The sequence below is a fragment of the Pseudomonas sp. FW507-12TSA genome (assembly GCF_058781435.1).
This window is the reverse complement of record NZ_JBYSWT010000035.1, coordinates 63318-83158: the sequence shown is the minus strand read 5'-3', so window position 1 is coordinate 83158 and position 19841 is coordinate 63318. Positions and strand designations below refer to the sequence as shown.

Sequence of the window (19841 nt, the reverse complement as noted above, 5' to 3'; positions counted from 1 at the left end):
CCGCCCCCCCCTGCAGATTCCCGCGGCTTCAACCTCTCGGCCTGGTCGATCGGCCAGATGCCACTGATGTTCTTCCTCATGCTGGTGACCCTGGTCGGTGGTGCGCTGAGCTATGCCAAGCTGAGTCGCAACGAAGACCCGGCCTTCACCATCAAGACCATGGTCGTGAGCGCCCACTGGCCCGGAGCGACCATCGACGACACGACGAAACTCCTGACCGACCGCCTGGAGAAGAAGCTCGAAGAGATCCCCTATCTCGACCGGCTCGACAGTTACACGCGCCCTGGCGAAACCGTGATCATGGTCAACCTGCGCGACGATGCGCCGGCGCGAGTGGTTCCCGATGCCTGGTATCAGGTTCGCAAGAAGATGGCCGACATCACCGCCACGCTGCCAAGCGGCGTGCAGGGCCCCTCCTTCGACGACGAATTCGGCGACACCTACGGGCAGATCTTCGGCTTCACCGCCGAGGGGTTCTCCGACCGTGAACTGCGTGACTACCTCGAAGGCGTGCGTGCGGAGCTGCTGCGGATTCCCGGAATCGGCAAGGTGCAGTTGCTGGGAGTACAGGAGGAGCAGATTGTCATCGAATTCTCCCCTGGCCGGCTGGCCGCCTTCGGGCTTGATGAAGAGGCCGTACTGCGCGCCTTGAAGGCGCAGAACGCGGTGATACCTTCTGGCACGGTGCGGCTGGCCGAGGACAAGATCGCCCTGCGCGTCAGCGGCGGTTTCGCCTCCGAGGAAAGCCTGCGCAACGTCACCTTGCGCGCCAATGATCGTTTCGTGCCGCTCACCGAGCTCGCGGCTATCCGGCGCATTGCCGCCGACCCGCCCGCGCCGCTGTTCCGGGTCAATGGTGAGAAAGCCCTAGGCCTTGCCATCTCGATGGCCTCGGGTGGCAACCTGCTGAATTTTGGCGAAGCGGTTCGCAACCGCATGGATGAGGTCAAGACCTCCCTGCCCCACGGTATCGAGATGATCCAGGTCGCCGACCAATCGACCGTGGTGAAGCAGGCCGTCAGTGGTTTTCTGACGGTCCTCGCCGAAGCGGTGGCCATCGTGCTCGCGGTGTCCTTTCTCTCGCTCGGCGTGCGCGCCGGGTTGGTGGTCAGCCTCTCGATCCCTCTGGTTCTGGCCATGACCTTTATCGGCATGGAGTTGACAGGCATCGGCCTGCAACGCATCTCGCTGGGGGCCTTGATCATCGCCCTCGGCCTGCTGGTGGATGACGCGATGATCACCGTCGAGGCCATGGTCGGCAAACTCGAAGAAGGCTGGAACCTCAAGCGGGCAGCGAGCTTCGCCTACGATTCAACTGCCTTCCCGATGCTGACCGGCACCCTGGTGATGATCGCCGGGTTCATCCCGGTGGGGTTCGCCGCCTCGAGCGCGGGTGAATACTGCTACTCGATGTTTATGGTGGTGCTGATCTCGCTGTCGGCTTCCTGGGTGGTTGCGGTGCTGTTCTCGCCCTTGCTCGGGACCCTGATCCTGCCCAAGTCGATGCCCCATCACGGGCATGGCGGCGGGCGCGTGATGAACGCCTACGAACGGGCGCTGGCCTGGGCCCTCAAGCATCGGGCGCTGACCCTGGGCTTTGCCGGCGCGGCCTTCGTGGCGTCGCTCGGCGGGGCAAGCTACCTCGAACAGCAGTTCTTCCCGCCCTCCGACCGCCCCGAACTGCTGGTCAGCCTGACGCTGCCGCAGAATGCCTCGCTGGATGCAACCATACGCCAGGCCTCAAAACTCGAGGAGTTGCTGAAGAACGACCCGGATGTCGAGCGCTTCTCCACCTACATCGGCTCCGGCGCCATTCGTTTCTATCTGCCCATGGAGGTGCTGCTGCAGAACGAGAACGTCACCCAGACGGTGGTGGTGGCCAAAAGCGTCAAGCAGCGTGATGCGTTGCAGGCCAGGCTGGCTGAGGCGTTCAAGACGCAGTTCTCCGGGCTCATCGCCCGTGCGACGCCGCTGGAACTCGGCCCTCCGGTAGGCTGGCCGCTCAAGTACCGCGTCACTGGCCCCGATCAGAACCAGGTGCGTGATATCGCCACGCGCCTGGCCAACCTGATCTCTGCCAACCACGACACCCGGGAGGTGCATCTGCTGTCCGGCGAGCCACAACGCAGCGTGCGGGTCGAAGTCGACCAGACCCAAGCGCGGGCATTGGGGCTTTCCTCGGAAGACATCGCCAGTGCCATGGCAACCATCTTCTCCGGCTCGGCGGTCACCACGGTGCGCGACCAGGAGCGGCTTATCGATGTGGTGATCCGCGCGCAAATCGGCGAACGCACCAACCTGGCAACCCTCGCTAATCTCCAGTTGCGCACGGCCGCTGGCCATAGCGTTCCCTTGACGCAGATCGCCAAGCTCAGTTTCGGCGTGGAAGACCCCATCGTCTGGCGCCGCCAGCGCCTGCCCCTGATCACCGTACAGGGCGACGTTCGCGAAGGGCTCGAGGCGGCCACCGTGGTTCAAGCACTGGCGCCCGCCGTGTCACGGTTCTCTGCCGAGCTGCCCAAGGGCTACAAGGTTGAAGTCGGCGGCGCAGTCGAGGAAGCGGCCAAGGGCAGCAAATCACTCGCCGCCGTGCTGCCCATCACGGCACTGGTGATGTGCGTGCTGCTGATGGTGCAACTGCGCAGTTTCTCGCGCATGTTCCTGGCGTTGGCGATGGCTCCGTTCGGGCTCATCGGTGTGGTCCTGGCCATGTTGCCGACGGCAACGCCCATGGGCTTTGTCGCGCAGCTGGGGGTCATCGCCCTGGTGGGCATGATCGTGCGCAACGCGATCATCCTGATCGAGGAGGTCGACATCAACACGCGGCTCGGCCAATCCCCCTCCGAGGCCATAGTGCACGCCTCGATGCACCGCGCCCGGCCGATTCTGTTGACCGCCTGCGCCGCTATCCTCGGCATGATCCCGATCGCCCCGCAGATATTCTGGGGCCCTATGGCTTATGCGGTGATTGGTGGGTTGGCCGTGGCGACAATAGTGACCTTGACGGTTTTACCTTGTGGCATTTCCCTTCTGCTGCAATGGGAAAACCGGCCAAGGCAAGCACCAGGGGCCTCCTCGGATACTGTTCATGAAGAACCCGCCAGCGGCGCATGAACCTTCCACTGTAGATCCACACTGCTGCATGGATGATGCTGCTGGGTCGATAATGAACACCCCATTGCCTCGGTGAGGCAATGGGATGAATGCCCCAGGTAGATCGAACAGGATCAACGGTAAAACAATCGCGATGCCCCCGTCAGTTACCGAGCGGCTCTTGCAAGGGGGCACTCGTTGCGAACACCTGGGTGGCGGCCGCGATATCCTGATCGCCGTAGCCCATCAATAGCGCACGTTGCGCGACCTGGCACACCGCGTCGAATACCGGTGTCCAGGCACCTTGTGCATGCTGGGATTGGGCAATGTAGGCAAAGGCGCCCGCATGCACATCGAGCCTCGCCTGATCGCTGGTGAAATCCTGTGTTTCGAGCCGACGAACCGCTTCTTCGAGGGCATCGGCGATAAAAAAGCGCGACGTATCGAGCAGGCGTCGGGGCGTCGCCGTGTTGCACAGGCCAAATCGCTCGCTCGCAGCCACGGCCTCGAAAAACGCAACCATGGCGGCGAATGCATGCGCGTGAAGCACGGTTCCAAAGGCGAAGGCCTCTTCCCAGGGAAGGAAGCTTGCATGGCCGGCAAGTACTTCAAGCAGTGCCCGATGCTGTTCGAAGGCTTCACGTTCGCCAGTATGGATGCAGTGGCTTTCACGATGACCGACATTGCGTGGGTAGGCCACTATCGTCCCTTTGAGATAGTGACCGCCCGCCCGATTGATGAGTGCCTGAAGCTCCAGGCTCTCTTCTTCGGCGCTGGTGGTGTAGTCGACGATTGTGCGATTGGCGAGTGCACGCGTCACCCCCGCCATCCCCAGCACTTCAAGTGTCGCCTGGTTGTCCAGAAGCACGAAGACCGCAACCGGGCTGGCGTCGAGCGCGGCCTCGACAGAGTCGCAGAGGTGAGCGCCAGCGGCCACCAGCGCTGTGGCCTTGCCGGGTGATCGATTCCAAATCGCTACGCGTTTGCCCTGTTTGAGAAAGGCTTGCGCCATAATCGTTCCCATGGCGCCAAGTCCCAACACGGACACCTCAAAGTCGAAGCTCGCTTCATTTTGCTCGTGCACAGTCAAACCCTCATGGTTGTTGTTTTACCTGCTCTGTGGAGTTGCCTGGACAGCCAGTGGGGTGGCTGTGCAGGCCTTGGTTCAAAGTAGGTTCTGTGACCGCGCCCAGTCCGTTGCGTCACTCAGCGTTCGCTCGAATGCGCTGAAGATGGCGTCAATATCCTCCTGCGTGCTAATCAGCGGCGGGCAGAAGGCAACCGTGTCGTATATGGAGCGAATGATCAGCCCATGCTTGTGGGCTTGCTTGAAGATGTAGCTGCCCAGGATTCCCGGTTGGCTGAACGGTTGTTTCTGCGCTTTGTTCGCCACCAGCTCGATCCCGCCCACCAGCCCTACTCCGCGCACGTCGCCCACCAGGGGATGATCCTCGAAAGCCCGCAGCCGGCTCTGGAACACCGGAGCCAAACGCTGGACATGGCCCACCAGGTCACGCTCTACGATGATGCTGATGTTTTCCAGGGCCACGGCCGTGGCGACGGGATGACCGCTGGTGGTCAAGCCATGCACGAACGCCCCCAGGCGATCACTCTGGCTCACCAGAACCTCATTGATGGCATCGGACACCAGCAAGGCCGCCAGCGGCTGATAGGACGAGGTGAGCTGCTTGGAAAGCACCATGATATCGGGCTGGATATCGTAGAGCTGAGCACCGAACATTGTGCCCAGCCGGCCAAAGCCGGTGACGATCTCGTCGATCACCAGCAGGATGTCATAGCGTTTGCACACCACCTGGATCGCCGCCCAGTAGCCCTTGGGAGGTGGCAGCACTCCGCCCGCGGCGATGAGCGGCTCGCCGATAAAGGCGGCGATGGTCTCCGACCCCTCAGCCAGGATGTGCCGCTCCAGCTCGTGCGCCAGGCGCATCGAGAACGCCTCTTCGCTTTCCCCGGGCTTGGCCAGACGGTAATAGTTCGGGCAGGTCAGGTGGTGTACGGGAATCGCCGGAAGATCGAAGTCGCGATGAATCGACGGGATACCGGTCAGGCTCGCCGAAGCCACGGTGGTTCCGTGATAGGCCTGCTGGCGAGAGATGAATTTTTTCTTCGCGGGCCTGCCCAGTGCGTTGTTCAGGTACCAGACCACCTTCACCACCGAGTCGATGGCTTCGGAACCGGAATTAGTGAAGAACACATGGTTCAAGTCACCGGGGGCGAGTTCAGCCAGCTTGGCGGCCAGAGCCGCGGCGGGAGCATGGGTCTTGTGACTGAAGTTGTGGTAGTACGGCAGCTGTTTGAACTGTTCCACGGCCGCATCGACCAGGCGTTGTTCGCTGAACCCCAATGCCGTGCTCCAGAGGCCCGACATGGCTTCGATATAGGCATTGCCCTGGTCATCGATCACCCGTATGCCATCACCCTTGGCGATGACGACAGGCCCGACCTCGCGGTGCAGGGCCAAGTTGGTATAGGGATGGATAAGGAACGACAGATCGTTCTGCTTGGTTGAAGCGACACTTTTCATCAGCTGGTTTTCCTCCTGTGACGGGTTGCCGATCACTGGCCCCTTTGCAGCACGGGCATGACCACGTGCTGCCCTGGCGTCCTGATCCATTTACTTGCCCAGCGCTGCCGCCACTGACTCGGCGAAGATCCTCAAGCCTTGTGCAAGCTGATCGGTGGGTGTGTTGATGGGAGGCATCAGCTTGATGATTTCGCCGTTCGGGCCGCAGCGATCCGCCAATAGGCCTGCCCGAAGCGCACGCTGCTGGGCATCCTTGCTGAGCGCAACGTTGCCACGGCCGAAGTCGATGCCGGCCACCATGCCGCGGCAGCGTGCACCGACCACGCCCGGAATCTCGGCGATGTCGGCGACCGCTCGCGCCATGAGCGCACTGTTCTCGGCGAGCAGTTTGAGGAATTGCTCGTCGTGCCAGTAGCCGAGCGCGATCTGGGCGGTGAGAAACGCCAGCTGGTTGCCGCGGAAGGTGCCGATGTGATCCCCCGGCTGCCACACATCCAGCGCGGAGCGAATCAGCACAATTGCCATCGGCAGCCCAAAGCCGCCGATGGATTTGGCACAGGTCACCAGGTCCGGCTGGATGCCGGAACGCTCGAAACCGAAGAAGTCCCCGGTGCGCCCGCAGCCAGCCTGCACCTCATCACAGATCAGAATCACACCGTGCTCAGTGGTCCACTGGCGCAGTCGTTGCAGCCAACTGTCCGAGGCCGCATACACACCCGCCTGGATCTGTACCGACTCCACGATCACTGCCGCAGGCAGCTCCGAGCCACTGCCCTGGTCGTTGGCCAGGCGCTCAAGAAAACCGATGCTGTCGAACTCGCCGTATGGGCTGTCTTCGTAGGGAACGAAAATCACCTCGGAGGACAAACCGGCGCCGCGCCGAGTGCGGTTGCCGGTGACCGCCAGGGCTCCGGCGGTCATGCCATGGTAAGCCCCATAGAAGGAGACGATCTTGGTCCGCCCGGTGGCCTTGCGTGCCAGCTTCAGCGCGGCCTCCACCGCGTCGGCGCCGGTGGGGCCGGTGAACTGGACCTTGTAGTCCCAGCCCCGCGGATCGAACAGGTCGCGCTTGATCGACTCCAGGAAGCGACGCTTCATGCTGGTGTGCAGGTCCAGGGCATGGGTCACCCCATTGGCCGACAGATAGTCGATCAGGGCATCGCGCATGCGCGGGTCGTTGTGGCCATAGTTGAGCGCCCCGGCGCCGGCGAAGAAGTCCAGATAATCACGGCCATCCTCGGCGTGGATCTTGCTGCCCTGGGCGGTATCGAACACCAGGGGCAGGTCACGGCAATACATCCGGACGTTGGATTCGAGTTTCTCAAAGGTCTCGATGTTGTTCATGCATAGCCTCTTGCAGTTATCCGGGCCCGGCCGGCAGGCGGCTTGCCCGAGGGATTCACGATGCCTTGTATCAGTGCTTGAACATCACATGCCGCACCACGGTGTAGTCTTCCAGGCCGTACATGGACAGATCCTTGCCGTACCCGGACAGCTTCACGCCGCCATGGGGCATCTCGCTGACCAGCATGAAGTGGGTGTTGACCCAGGTGCAGCCGTATTGCAGGCGAGCGGCCAGGCGGTGGGCCCGGCCTATGTCCGCGGTCCATACCGAAGACGCCAGGCCGTAGTCCGATTCATTGGCCCAGGCCAGCGCCTGGGCTTCGTCCTCGAATTCCGAAACCGTCACCACCGGGCCGAAGATTTCACGGCGCACCACCTCATCCTCCTGGGTCGCGCCAGCCAACACCGTGGGCTCGAAGAAGAACCCGCCCCCCGCGGCGCGCCGGCCACCGGTCACCACTTCGATGTGCGGAAGTTCCAGGGCGCGTTTGACAAAACCCTCGACACGCTCCAGGTGCTCTTGAGTGATCAGCGGGCCCATCTCGGTGGTCGGGTCGTCCTGCAGCCCGGACTTGATGCTGGACACCGCCTCTCCGAGCTTGCGCACGAACTGTGGATACACGGCCTTCTGTACATAGATGCGACAAGCCGCGGTGCAGTCTTGCCCGGCGTTGTAGAAGCCAAAGGCGCGGATGCCCTCCACGGCGGCGTCGATGTCGGCGTCATCGAAGATCAGCACCGGGGCCTTGCCACCCAGCTCCATGTGCATGCGCTTGACGCTGTCGGCCGTGCTTTCGATGATCCGGCTGCCGGTGCTGACCGAGCCGGTCAGGGACACCATGCGCACCTGCGGGTGGCCGGTCAGTGGCTCGCCCACCGAAGCACCGCGCCCGTGAAGGATATTGACGACGCCAGCGGGGAAGATTTCGGCCAGCAGTTCTCCCAGTTTCAAGCTGGTCAGTGGGGTCTGCTCCGATGGCTTGAGCACCACGGTGTTCCCGGCTGCCAGCGCCGGGCCGAGCTTCCAGGCCGCCATCATCAACGGGTAGTTCCACGGCGCGATGGAGGCCACCACGCCCACCGGATCGCGGCGGATCATCGAGGTGTGGCCCGGCAGGTACTCGCCCGCCGCCGAACCCTGCAGGCAGCGAACCGCACCGGCGAAGAAGCGGAACACATCAGAAACGGCCGGAAGCTCGTCTTGCAGCACCGCATTGAACGGCTTGCCGCAGTTGTCCGATTCCAGGCGCGCGAATTCCTGCGCCTGGGCATCGATGCGGTCGGCCAACTTGAGCAGCAATGCCGCACGCTCTTTGGGCGGTGTTTGCGACCAGCCGGCAAAAGCGGCGCTGGCGCTCTGCACCGCCGCATCGACCTGGGCGCGACTGGCCTCGCGGGTCTGCACCAGCACCTGGCCCAGGGATGGGTTGTACACGGCCAGGCTTTCGCCCTCTCCTGCCACCAGAGCGCCATTGATCAGAAGTTTGGTTTGCATATCAATTCTCACTGTTGAACGGCAAGGCCAGTGCCTGGCCTTGGGTCTATTGATGGTGCGTTCGATGGCAGCGCAGCCGACGATTCCGCAACTGCGCCAGCCGCCAGTTCTCTAGGCCAGGGCATCCGGTACGGGGCTGCGGAAAAAGCTCGTGCGGCACGCCAGGTAAACCACGCCCACGCCAAGCCAGATGCTCCCCATGATCAGTGCGTCCTTATCCAGACTGACCAGCATCCAGCCTGCGGTGATCGCCCCGATGACCGGCAAGATCACACCGCGCAGGAGTCCGGCGCCGTCTTTGACTGCTGCATTGAAGGTCAGCCGCAGGGCGCACAGGTTGACCGCGGTGAAAGCGACGAAGGCCCCGAAGTTCACCAAGGAAGTGGCGGTGGCAATCGTCAGGGCAAAACCTACAGTGCCGAAAGCGCCGGACAGCAGGATGTTGAACGTCGGCGTCCGGTAGCGCGGGTGCAACACGCCGAAGAACTTGCGCGGTAGCTGGTTGTCCCGGCCGAGGGCGTACAGCAGTCGCCCCACACTGGCCTGGAACGACAACCCCGCGGCGAAGTGGGCGATGATGATGCCCGCCAATACCACCGCGAAGAACAGATCCCCGCCGATCATCCGGGCGATCTCGAACGCCGCGCCGTCCACGTTGGCAAACTCCATGGCGGGATGGGCCAGGTACATGAAGTACGAGGAACCGACGTACAGCACGCCGCCGCTCAAGGCGACCAGCAGAATCGCCCGCGGAATCGTCCGGCTCGGGTCCCTGCTCTCCTCGCTCAAGGTGGACAGCGCGTCGAAGCCCAGAAACGAGTAGGCGGCAATCGCGGCACCGGCCATGGTAGTGGCAAACGGCACGTCCTGATTGAAGAACGGCTTGGCCGACAGCAGCCCGCCAGGGCCATTGGCGGCGACGATGTAGTGCCAGCAAAGGCCGATGAATACCGCAATGATCGCCAGCTGGATCACCATCAACAGAATGTTGAAGCGGTTGGCCACCTGGATGCCCAACACATTCAGCACCGTGCTGGAGACAATGAACCCGGTAATCCATACCCACTGCGGCACATCAGCAAAGGCCATGCTGAGATAACTGGCCCCCAGCAACCAGATCAGCATCGGAATGAAGAAGTAGTCGAGCAAGGCGACCCAGCCCACCATAAAGCCAAGATTGGGATTCAACATCTTGCGGGTATAGATGTAGGCCGAGCCGGCAGCCGGGAACACCTTGACCAGGCGCCCGTAGCTCAACGCAGTGACAATCACGCCAATCGAGGCAATGGCATAAGACAGGGCCGTGGTGTTGCCGCTGGCTTGGGAAATCACGCCATAGGTTCCAAAGACGATCAATGGAGCCAGGAACGCCAGACCGAAGAGCAAAACGGAAAACGGGCCCAGGGTGCGCTTCAACGAGGCGCCGGAGTGTGCTTCGTTCATGATCGACACTCCTCAACCGGCAAATTGGTAAGCGGCGATGATGATTGCGTGATAGGTCTCCACGCTCATCTCCTTGGCGTTGCTGGCATCCGAAAAATTCTTCTTCGACTTGTCGGCGATCGTCAGGAAGTCTTCTTCACGCACCCCTTTCACCTCGGCAAAGCGAGGAATGCCCAGGGCCTTGCTCATCTGGAACAGGTAGTCGACAGCCGCCTGGGCGGCATTGGTGGGCGAGAGACTGGGGTCGATGCCCAGCGCGTAGGCGACCTGGGCATGGCGCAGAATGTCCGCATCCAGATTGTGGCCGAAGACAAAGGGCAGGAAGATCGCATTGCCCACGCCGTGCGGCGTGTCGTACATGCCGCCAATAGCCTCGGAGATGCAGTGCACGCTGCCCACGTCGGCATTGCCGAATGCCATGCCGGCGATCAGGCTCGCCACCAGCATCTGCTCACGGGCCTCCAGGTTAGAGGGTTCCTGGACTGCCGGCTTGAGGTACTGGCTGATCAAGCGAATGGCATGCAGGGCCAGGCCGTCGCTGATCGGATTGGACACGCGACAGGTGTAGGCTTCGATGGCATGGGTCAAGGCGTCCATACCGGTCGCGGCGGCTATCGACGCAGGAAGCGTGGCGGTGATGTGCGAGTCGAGCAGGGCCAGCACCGGGCCGATCCGGTAGTCCAGCAGGTTCATCTTGAAGTGGCGCGCAGTATCGGTGATCACCGAGAAGCACGTCACCTCGCTACCGGTGCCCGCGGTGGTAGGGATCGCCACGATGGGCAGTACCCCGTGCTTGAGCTTGAAAGAGCCCTCGTAGTCTTCGATCCGACCTTCGTGGGTCAGCAGCACGCTCAGGGCCTTGGCGGCGTCCATCGCACTGCCCCCGCCAACGGCCAGGAGGCCATCGATACCTTTGCCCCGGTAGGCCTCTGCGGTGTGATTGATGTCGTCGCTGCGAGGGTTGGCCTTGATGTCGGCGATCTCATCGAAGTCGATGCCCGACCTGTTCAGGCTGGCATAGACGCTGGTCAACAGCCCTGCGGCCTTGACCCCGGCATCCGTCACGATCAGCACGCGCTGCAGACCGAGTTCATCCAGATGCTCGCCGGTGCGCTCACGCAGGCCGGGTTCCACGACCACTTTGGTGGGGAGTAGGAATTGGAATTTCATACAGACCTCTTGCCGGTTAGGTTCAGTTTTTGTCGTTTTTAACGGTTCTCGGCAGCAACAACGGGTGGGCTATACGGCTAGCCCGAATCCCTGCGCGGGTAGCGCTGGGTCACTTCCTGTGTTTTTTGTCCGCTAGACCAGGCCGGGCATGAGCTGCGCGGATTGCCAGAAGCCATCCGCTTGCGCCTGTGCAACAGCTGGAACATCAGTCAACTCGGACAACGTGCTTGTTGTTATTCAATGTGCAGGGGTTGCAGGTCGATCAGGGTTTGGTGTTGGCGGCGCTGGCCTCCTGTTGGGCCTGCTCGCGGAGGACGAATTTCTGGATCTTGCCGGTGGCCGTCTTGGGCAGCGCCATCAGCGACACATGCCGGGGGGCCTTGAAGTGCGCCAGATGCTCGCGGCACCAGCGGATCAGGTCGTCGCCACTGGTGCTGGCCAGGGCGTCTACGCGCAGGGTGACGAACGCCTGCGGGGTTTCGCCCCAGCGCGCATCGGGGCGCGCCACCACGGCGGCCTCGACCACCGCGGGGTGCAGGTAGAGCACTTCTTCGATTTCCAGCGAGCTGATGTTCTCGCCGCCGGAAATGATGATGTCCTTGGCCCGGTCCTTGATTTCCACGTAGCCGTCCGGGTGCAGCACGGCCAGGTCGCCGGTGTGCAGCCAGCCGTCGGCCAGTGCGCTGCGCGTGGCCTCCGGGTTATGCAGGTAGCCCTTCATCACGGTGTTGCCACGCACCACCAGCTCGCCCAGGGTGGCGCCATCGGCCGGGACCGCACGGCCCGTGTCCAGGTCCAGCACGCTGGCCTCCTCGAGCATCGGGTGGGCCACGCCCTGGCGACTCATGAAGCGGGCGCGGGCTTCCAGGGGCAGCTCGTCGATGCCCGGTTGCCACAGGCACAGGGTGCTGGGGCCGTAGCTTTCAGTCATGCCATAGGCATGGGTGATGCTGAAGCCGCGGGCCTCCATGGCGGCGATCACCGCGCTGGGCGGCGCGGCACCACCGGTGATCACCGACACGCTCGCCGCCTTGGTCGCCGTGCCGCCATGCTCGGCGTGGATCAGCATCGACATCACCACCGGTGCCGCGCTCAGGTGGGTCACCGCATGCTCGGCGATGGCCTCGTGGATCGCTTCCGCTTGCACCTTGCGCAGGCACACATGGGTGCCACCGGACAGGGTCACCGCCCAGGTGTGGCTCCAGCCATTGCAGTGGAACATCGGCAAGGTCCACAGGTAGACGCTGCGTGGGCCGAGCTGGAAGATCAGCGCCCCGGCACAGGCATTGAGGTAGGCCCCGCGGTGGTGCAGGACCACGCCCTTGGGATCGCCTGTGGTGCCGGAGGTGTAGTTGATGGCGATCGATTGCCACTCGTTCTGCGGCGCACTCAGCGGCCGACCGGGGTCGCCCTGGGCCAGGAACGCTTCATAGTCCAGGTCGTGGGCCAGGTCGGCCGATTCGGCCTGATCATCGTCGATCCCCACCAGCAATGGCGGCGACTCGAGCATGGCCAGTGCCTGGTGGACCACCGCGCCGAACTCGCGATCGCAGATCAGCACCTTGGCCGCGCAATGGCGCAGGATGAAGGCGATGCTGCGCGCCTCCAGGCGAATATTGATGCACACCAGCACGGCCCCGGCGCCCGGCACGCCATAGTGCGCCTCGAGCATCTCGGGAATGTTCGGCGCCAGGATCGCCACCCGCTCTCCCGGCTGCACCCCCACCTGCTCCAGGGCACTGGCCAGGGCGCGGCTGCGCTGGTGCAACTGGCGGTAGCTGTAGCGCCGCGCACCGTAGACCACCGCATCGCGCTGCGGGTACACCTGCGCGGCACGCTTGAGGAACGACAGCGGCGACAGCGGCACATGGTTGGCTTGGTTGGGGGCAAGTTCGTGCTCGAAGGTCGAGGTCATCATGACTGCCACTCCATCGAGACATTGCCCAGGCATCGCACACACATATACACCTCCTGACCGTTGCGGGTTCTTGTTGTCCTGGCGCCCGGGCGCCTCACAGGCTGCTGCACAGGTGGCCAGCGTCGACCACGATCTCGGCGCCGCTCATGCCGCGGCCGGCATCGCTGGCGAGCAGCAGCAAGGCACCGTCCAGGTCTTGCGGCTGGCTGAAGCGCCGGCCGGGAATGCGCGAGCGCAGCTTGTCCCCGGCCTCGCTGGCGAGGAACGCTTGGTTCAAATCGGTGATCACGTAGCCCGGCGCCAGGGCGTTCACGCGGATGCCGTGACGCGCCAGTTCCAGCGCCATGGCGCGAGTCAAATGGGCCAGGCCGGCCTTGGCCGCAAGGTAAGGCGCAACGGCGCCCGCCACCCGGCTGGCGAGGATCGAGGTGACATTGATCAGGCTGCCGCCCTGCCCCGCGGCGATCATCCGCCGGGCGCTTTCCTGGGCCACGATCCAGGCGCCCTTGAGGTTGGTGTCGAGCACCCGGTCCCAGTCTTGATCGTTGCAGTCCAGCAAGGGCTGGCTATCACTCACCCCGGCGTTGTTCACCAGCACATCCAGCGGGCCGGCAGCGTCCAGCACCCGGCAGACATAATCGCGGCAGGTCACATCGAGGGCAAAGGCACGGGCGCTGCCGCCGGCTACCTCGATCTCCTCCACCAGGGTCTGCAGCGGCTGCAGGCGCCTGGCGGTCACCAGCACTTCGGCGCCGGCGGCGGCCAGGGTCATCGCAAAGTGACGGCCAAGGCCGCTGGAGGCCCCGGTCACCAGGGCTCGGCGCCCATCAAGGGCGAACATTCGGGCAAGCAGCGGCTGCATCAGTGGGCTCCCAGGCGCTGGTCGAGGATTTTCTTCGCCAGGCTCATGCGGTGCACTTCGCTCGGGCCGTCGTAGATACGGAACGGGCGAATGTCGCGGAAGATGCGTTCCACCACGGTCTCACCGGTCACACCACGCCCGCCCAGCACCTGCACGCAACGATCCACCACTCGCCACAGCGCCTCGGCGCTGATCACCTTGGCCATGCTCGAATCCACATTGGCCCGCTGCCCCTGATCGAGCACCCAGGCGCAATGCCACACCGCCAGGCGTACCAGGTGCAGGTCCATCTGGTTGTCGGCCAGCATGAAACCCACGCCCTGGTGCTCGCCCAACGGCTTGCCGAAGGCGTCGCGAGTGCGCGCATAGTCGCAGGCAATATCGTGGGCGCGGCGCGCGGCCCCAAGCCAGCGCATGCAGTGCGTCAGGCGTGCCGGCGCCAGGCGCACCTGGGCATAGCGGAAGCCTTTGCCGATTTCCCCCAGCACATCGCTCGCCGGAACCCGCAGGTTGTCGAAGCGCAACTGCCCGTGGCCACCGGTGAAGCAACTGTCCAGGGAGTCCAGTTGCCGCTCGTGGATGATCCCGTCGCGCTGCATGTCGGACAGGAACATGGTTGCCGTGCCGTCCTCCATGCGCGCCATGATGATGGCGAACCCGGCGCCCTCGGCCCCGGTAATCAGCCATTTGTGGCCATTGATCAGGTAGTCGTCGCCATCGCGGGTGGCGGTGGTACGCAGCATCGAGGGATCGGAGCCTGAGCCCGGGGCCGGTTCGGTCATGGCGAAACAGGAGCGCACATGCCCCTGGACCAGTGGCCGCAGCCAGCGGTCCTTCTGTGCTTCGGTCGCCACCACGTCCATCAGGTGGATGTTGCCCTCATCCGGGGCGTGGATGTTCAGGGCCACCGGGCCCAGTGGGGAATACCCGGCTTCTTCGAAGACAATCGCCTTGGCCACATGACTCAGGCCCAACCCGCCCATTTCGCGGCTGGCGTGGGGGGTCAGCAGGCCGGCGACCCGGGCGTGGGCCAGCAGCTCCTGGCGCAGGGCGTCGCTGGGACCGTGGCCATCCTGACGGCAGTCGTTCTCGAACGGAATAACCTGTTCAGCGATGAAATCGCGGGTTTTGGCCTGCAATGCAAGCAGCTCGTCCGGCAGGGTGAAATTCATGTCTGTCCTTCTTTCTTCAGTCGGTCCGGGGAAAGGGTACGGGCGGCGCTCAGGGCACGGCCTTGGGGTTGCTGATCGCCAGGCGGGCGACGGTCACTTGGCGTAGCGCCTTGACCAGGGCGAGCTGCTGCTGCCTTGCATCGTGGCGGCCCTGGCGAATCTCTTGGGCAAGTTGCCGCCGGGTCTCGGGCAATGACGGCCCGGCCCCCTCGGTCAGGGCCCCCAGCAGTTCTTGTTCTTGGCTGCAGACCCGGGCTTGCAGGCGACTTTCGCGGGCCGCAATGGCCATGGCATTGGCGATCATCAGCGCCGGGTAGCGCAGTTCAGCGGACAGCGCAGGCAGCAGTTGCTCGAGCAAGGTCTGGCGTGCGATCTCCAGAAGTTCATGAGCGTTCGGCTGGGTCATGGCGCTTCTCCGCCGGTCAGGTTGAGGATGTCGAGCTCCAGCTCCGGCAACAGGCGCGCGGTCAGCGCCAGTTCGAGGGACGGTTCTTCGCCGGACAGGTGGCGCTGCCCCTGCTGCAGAGCGATCACTGCCCAGCGCAGGGTCGCCATGACTTGCCAGTAATGCAGTTGGCTGCGCTCGATGCGCAATGGCGAGACCTCGTGGTACCCGTGCAGGAAATCCTCCAGCAGGCCGATACCGCCCGCCTCGAGGTCCGGACGGGTGAAACGCCAGCAGCGGGCGGTGAACCAGCCAAGGTCCTCGCAAGGATCGCCCCAGCCGCTGAATTCCCAGTCGAGCACCGCTTCCAGCCCCTGCTCGCTGGCCAGGTAGTTGCCCGTGCGGTAATCGCGATGCAGCAGGCACAGACCGTTGCTGGATGGCGCGTGCAGTTCACACCAGCGCAGGCCCCACTCCAGTACTGGGTAAGCTTCGGCCAGGGTGTCGAGGTAGCGGCGATAGGCACTGATGGTATTCAGGGCCGGTGCACGGTCCGGCACGGGCAGGAAATCCAGCGCTGCGCACGGCGGGCGGATTTGATGCAGGCGCGCCAGGTTGGCCCCCAGTTGCGCCGCCAGCCGCGCCTGGCCGCGGGCGCCGGCCCCTGCGCTGAGCAGGCGCCCTGCAGCCACCCCCGAAACGAACTCCATGAGGAAGAACACCCGTCCGTGAACACTCGGGTCACGGCACAGCCAGAGCGGCCGCGGTACTTTTCCCCCGGCCTGGTGGACCACCTGCAACACGGCAAATTCCTGTTCGCGATCGAGGCTCGCCGGCAGCGCGGAAAGCGCATCGCTGCGCAGTACCCAGTGTCGGGTACCAGCCCATGGGCCGCCTTCGATCTGCAGTTCGAGCAGCCAGTTTTCCTGGATCGCGCCACCGCTCAGGCGCTTGCGGGCATCGATGACCACTCGCGTGGCGGCGGCATGCTCGCGGATGAAGTCGACCAGGCGCTGATCGTCGGTCGGGCTTGCGGGCGCGTTGCCAGTGGTGGGTCTCATAGGGGAACTGCTCATGGATCGATGGTCCCTGCCTTCAGTTTTGAATTAGCAGGTCAGCAGGAGCAATGCCTGTGCCAACTCTTCGCTGATCGCCCGCAAGCCACGCCAATCCTGGCGTCTGCTGTCTCAGTGAGAAGCGATGCAACAGCGCCGCGTTTCATACTTGAAAGAAATACTGCACTATCGAGGCATTTCATTTATGAACAGGTCTAGTCATGCACTCCCCCGCCTCCCAGGTCGTCGTGCTCATCAGCCACCTGCAACGTCCCCGGCAACGCAGCCGCCTTGCCCTGGTGGTGGCCGGGCTCGCCGCGGACTACCCTCACACCCATATCGAAGTGCTCGACACCTCGGTGTCCGAAGCGTTGCAGACCGCCCGCGAGCTGGAACAGCGCGGTGACGCCGACGTGTTCGTCTGCGCCGGCGCCACCGCTGCCTACCTGCGCAAGCACCTAGCACGACCGGTGCTGTCCATGCAGGTGGGCGGCGCTGACCTGCTGCGTGCGCTGGGGCACGCCCGGGAGCACTCCTCGCAAGTGGCCTTGCTCAGCTACAGCAGCATCAATCACGACCTACAGGCGATGAATGCACTGTTCACCGTGCCGGTTCACCAGGCCGCCTACAACTCCCTGGAAGAAGCCCGCCAGGCAGTCGAACAGGCCGCCCGGCTGGGCTATCTCAGCATAATAGGGTCGTCGACGGTGGTGGAGCTGGCGGAACAGGCAGGGCTGTATGGGGTGCTGTCGCTCAGTGAGGACACAGTACGCAAGGCGCTCGAGGAGGCCCTGGGCATCCTCGATAGCCAGCGCGTAGAGATCGCCAAGCGCCGCCATTTGAACGCCGTGCTGCAACACATTCCCACTGGCGTGGCGGCGGTCGATAACCAGGGCCTGGTGCAATCCCTGAATCCGGCCCTGGCGCACCTGCTGGAGCTGCCAGCCAGTGCAGCCCTTGGCCGGCCACTGCAGCAGCTGTGCCCGGAGCTGGACTTGCAACAGGCATTGCTGGATGGCAGCGGCGAAGAAAACCGGGTGATCCGTCTCGGCTCCCATGCGGTGGTTAGCAATTTGCTGCCGATCCTCGAAAACGGCGAGCGTACTGGCCTGGTCTTGACCTGCCAGGACATCACCGCCGTACAGCGGGCGGACCAGCGCATCCGCTCCACCCGCCGCCCGGGTGCATTCACCGCCCGCTACCGGCTTGAGCAACTCAGCGGCAACAGCCGCTCCAGCCGCGAACTGCTGCAGATGGCCAAGCGTTTCGCCGCCAGCCACTCGACCATCCTGATCACCGGCGAAAGCGGCACCGGCAAGGAGTTGTTGGCCCAGGGCATCCATAACGAGAGCCCTCGCCAGCAGGGGCCTTTCGTCGGCATCAACTGCGCGGCGTTTCCCGAGTCGCTATTGGAAAGCGAACTGTTCGGCTACGAGGAAGGCGCCTTCAGCGGCTCGCGCAAGGGCGGCAAGCCCGGACTGCTCGAAACGGCCCACCGCGGCACGCTGTTTCTCGATGAAATCGGCGATATGCCCGTATCGTTGCAAACCCGCCTACTGCGAGTGCTGCAGGAGCGAGAGGTGCTGCGCCTGGGTGGCACCGAGCCGACTTCCATCGATGTACGGATCATCGCAGCAACTCACCAGGACCTGCACGCCGCCATGAATGATGGAGATTTTCGCAGCGACCTGTATTACCGGCTTAACATCCTACGGCTGCAGACCACCCCGCTGCGCGAGCGACCAGAGGATATTGCCCTGATCTGCCGGGGCATTAGCCAGCGCCTGCTGGTCCAGGGCCAGCCGCCGGGGGCAGCTGAGATACCGACCGCCCTGCTGCCGTACCTGACCCGCTATGCCTGGCCAGGCAACGTCCGGGAACTGGAGAACGTGATCGAGAGGGCGATGCTCTCGGCCCGCGAACTGCTAAGCGAGCAGGGGCTGGATGAGTATTACCTGATCCGCGTGCTGCCCGAACTGTGCGAAGGCTCCCCTCTGCCACAGGTACGGAAAAAGTCGCCACGGGATACGGATCTGCACCGCGTTGGAAAGGCCGCGCAATTACGTCACGTACAAGAGACGCTTGAAAGCTGTCAGGGCAACCTCGACGAAGCGGCACATCGCCTGGGCATCAGCCGGACCACATTGTGGCGCCGACTGCGCTCCGAGCGTTGAATACATAATAAGCATACACAAGGCAGCCCTTTTACTCCGCACTCTTCAACTGTATCGCGCTGAAACAGCAGTGCACGCGAGCAGCAGCTTCGCCAAATGCTTGTCAGCGCCGCTCGGATCTTTGCGTTGCTTAAGTTGTTCCAGCCTACCCATTGCTACGGCATTTTTTGATTGTCACTTCCCCAACCTTCGGCATGGCCGATCGCCAGGTTTTCTCGGTTTCTCTTGGTATTGATCGCCAATGCCAAGCGCTCGGAAAATGCGGTCCGACCCAGCAGATCATCTTGCTGTGGCGTGATCGGTCGGTTATCGACGAACTGTAAATTGTCGTTCGTCGTTGACTGCCTCCCTGCATAGCCTGCTCAACCTACACGAAGTAACGTACCCGCAACGAGCCTATCAAGGGTGCTGACGCCGTTTGTTGTACAGGGTTTCCGCAGCAGCACTAATTGCGCCTTCTGATTCTCCGCGCAAGCACAGTGTGTCAAGGCAGTTTCGCTGCGTTTCTGCCGGCTTATCTTGGTCCAGTCGATCTTGCAGCGCGTAGAACTGATCGCCAGCCTGCACTGCAGCGAGGCGTGCCTGGTCCAGTTGGTCAGATAGCATCAGCGTTTGTGCCAAGTAGGCCTTTACTCTCGTCCCGGGCCTTATCAATCTCACGATACATCCTTTCTTCGAAATCTGGGTGTAGCGCTGTTGCTCGCTACGCACATGCTCGGACTGTGCAAGGCTTCCCTGCAACTGCTGACGAACCTAGATAAATTGTGCATGCGCCTCGTCACGTTACGCCGGCAGACCGCAGCGCTGCCTGCACAGGTCGTCGATTTGCACCTGATATTGAGTCAGCAAGTGTTCCAGATTGGCCAGGCGGGCATCCAGTGCGCCTAGCGCCGCCTCACGCTCTTATGTCAGTACTTGGCGCTGACCGGCTAACGCCTGCTCCGTGACGCTCTGGGCCAGGGTGACGGCCTGCTGCTAGATGGTCAAAAAGGCCTGCGCCACCTCCCTCGGCAGATCGGGCAGCCGTGTCTCACCACGCAAGCGCCCGGCCAACTGTTGCCATCATTGATCCAGCAACGCACCAACCCGCGCCGGACTACCCCGTCCGAGCTGCAAGTGCACTCGCTCCACCGTCGACCGCTCGCCGCGAGCCAATACAGCATCCGCGGGGGCAAACACGTCAGT

Annotated in this window: 13 protein-coding genes and 1 pseudogene; 2 read left to right on the top strand and 12 right to left on the bottom strand. The window is 63.4% G+C overall.

The window, feature by feature from the left end:
• Positions 1–48: 48 nt before the first annotated feature.
• Positions 49–3114, top strand: a complete 3066-nt coding sequence (locus tag AC3WK8_RS27005; protein WP_442964150.1) for an efflux RND transporter permease subunit — start codon at positions 49–51, stop codon at positions 3112–3114.
• Positions 3115–3256: 142 nt separating this feature from the next.
• Here AC3WK8_RS27005 and AC3WK8_RS27000 read toward each other — a convergent pair whose 3' ends face one another.
• The 11 genes from AC3WK8_RS27000 to AC3WK8_RS26950 all read right to left on the bottom strand — a co-directional run bounded on the left by AC3WK8_RS27000 (position 3257) and on the right by AC3WK8_RS26950 (position 16503).
• A complete protein-coding gene (locus AC3WK8_RS27000; protein ID WP_085597663.1) occupies positions 3257–4177 on the bottom strand; it encodes an NAD(P)-dependent oxidoreductase in 921 nt (306 codons plus the stop codon).
• An 81-nt stretch (positions 4178–4258) separates the two neighbouring features.
• The gene (locus AC3WK8_RS26995) at positions 4259–5728 is read right to left on the bottom strand and encodes an aspartate aminotransferase family protein (protein ID WP_256578600.1); all 1470 of its coding nucleotides are present in this window, start codon (positions 5726–5728) and stop codon (positions 4259–4261) included.
• The gene (locus AC3WK8_RS26990) at positions 5729–6982 is read right to left on the bottom strand and encodes an aspartate aminotransferase family protein (protein WP_085597661.1); all 1254 of its coding nucleotides are present in this window, start codon (positions 6980–6982) and stop codon (positions 5729–5731) included.
• 70 nt (positions 6983–7052) lie between these two features.
• Positions 7053–8477, bottom strand: a complete 1425-nt coding sequence (locus tag AC3WK8_RS26985) for a gamma-aminobutyraldehyde dehydrogenase (RefSeq protein ID WP_085597660.1) — start codon at positions 8475–8477, stop codon at positions 7053–7055.
• 111 nt (positions 8478–8588) lie between these two features.
• Positions 8589–9920 carry an APC family permease gene (locus AC3WK8_RS26980; protein WP_103326309.1) on the bottom strand — a complete coding sequence of 444 codons (1332 nt, stop codon included), beginning with the start codon at positions 9918–9920 and terminating at the stop codon, positions 8589–8591.
• 12 nt (positions 9921–9932) lie between these two features.
• A complete protein-coding gene (locus tag AC3WK8_RS26975) occupies positions 9933–11090 on the bottom strand; it encodes an iron-containing alcohol dehydrogenase (protein ID WP_085597658.1) in 1158 nt (385 codons plus the stop codon).
• A 262-nt stretch (positions 11091–11352) separates the two neighbouring features.
• Entirely contained in the window at positions 11353–13008 is a 1656-nt protein-coding gene (locus AC3WK8_RS26970; RefSeq protein ID WP_085597657.1) for a long-chain-fatty-acid--CoA ligase, read from the bottom strand.
• Between the two features lie 94 nt (positions 13009–13102).
• Complete coding sequence (locus AC3WK8_RS26965; protein WP_085597656.1) at positions 13103–13870, bottom strand: SDR family NAD(P)-dependent oxidoreductase; 768 nt, start codon at positions 13868–13870, stop codon at positions 13103–13105.
• Positions 13870–15042 (bottom strand): acyl-CoA dehydrogenase family protein, encoded by a 1173-nt coding sequence (locus AC3WK8_RS26960; RefSeq protein WP_085597655.1) that lies wholly within the window; start codon positions 15040–15042, stop codon positions 13870–13872. Before AC3WK8_RS26960 ends, AC3WK8_RS26965 begins: the two co-directional genes overlap by 1 nt.
• 49 nt (positions 15043–15091) lie before the next feature.
• Positions 15092–15448: a DUF6285 domain-containing protein gene (locus AC3WK8_RS26955; RefSeq protein ID WP_085597654.1), complete on the bottom strand. Its 357-nt coding sequence runs from the start codon at positions 15446–15448 to the stop codon at positions 15092–15094.
• A complete protein-coding gene (locus AC3WK8_RS26950; RefSeq protein ID WP_085597653.1) occupies positions 15445–16503 on the bottom strand; it encodes a phosphotransferase family protein in 1059 nt (352 codons plus the stop codon). The genes AC3WK8_RS26955 and AC3WK8_RS26950 overlap by 4 nt, the downstream gene beginning before the upstream one ends.
• A gap of 200 nt (positions 16504–16703) precedes the next feature.
• Between AC3WK8_RS26950 and AC3WK8_RS26945 the strand changes: the two genes are divergently transcribed.
• Positions 16704–18656, top strand: a complete 1953-nt coding sequence (locus tag AC3WK8_RS26945) for a sigma-54-dependent Fis family transcriptional regulator (RefSeq protein ID WP_085597652.1) — start codon at positions 16704–16706, stop codon at positions 18654–18656.
• Between the two features lie 801 nt (positions 18657–19457).
• Here AC3WK8_RS26945 and AC3WK8_RS26940 read toward each other — a convergent pair.
• A pseudogene (locus AC3WK8_RS26940) lies at positions 19458–19835 on the bottom strand (DNA-binding protein); the annotation flags it as partial.
• Between the last annotated feature and the right edge of the window lie 6 nt (positions 19836–19841).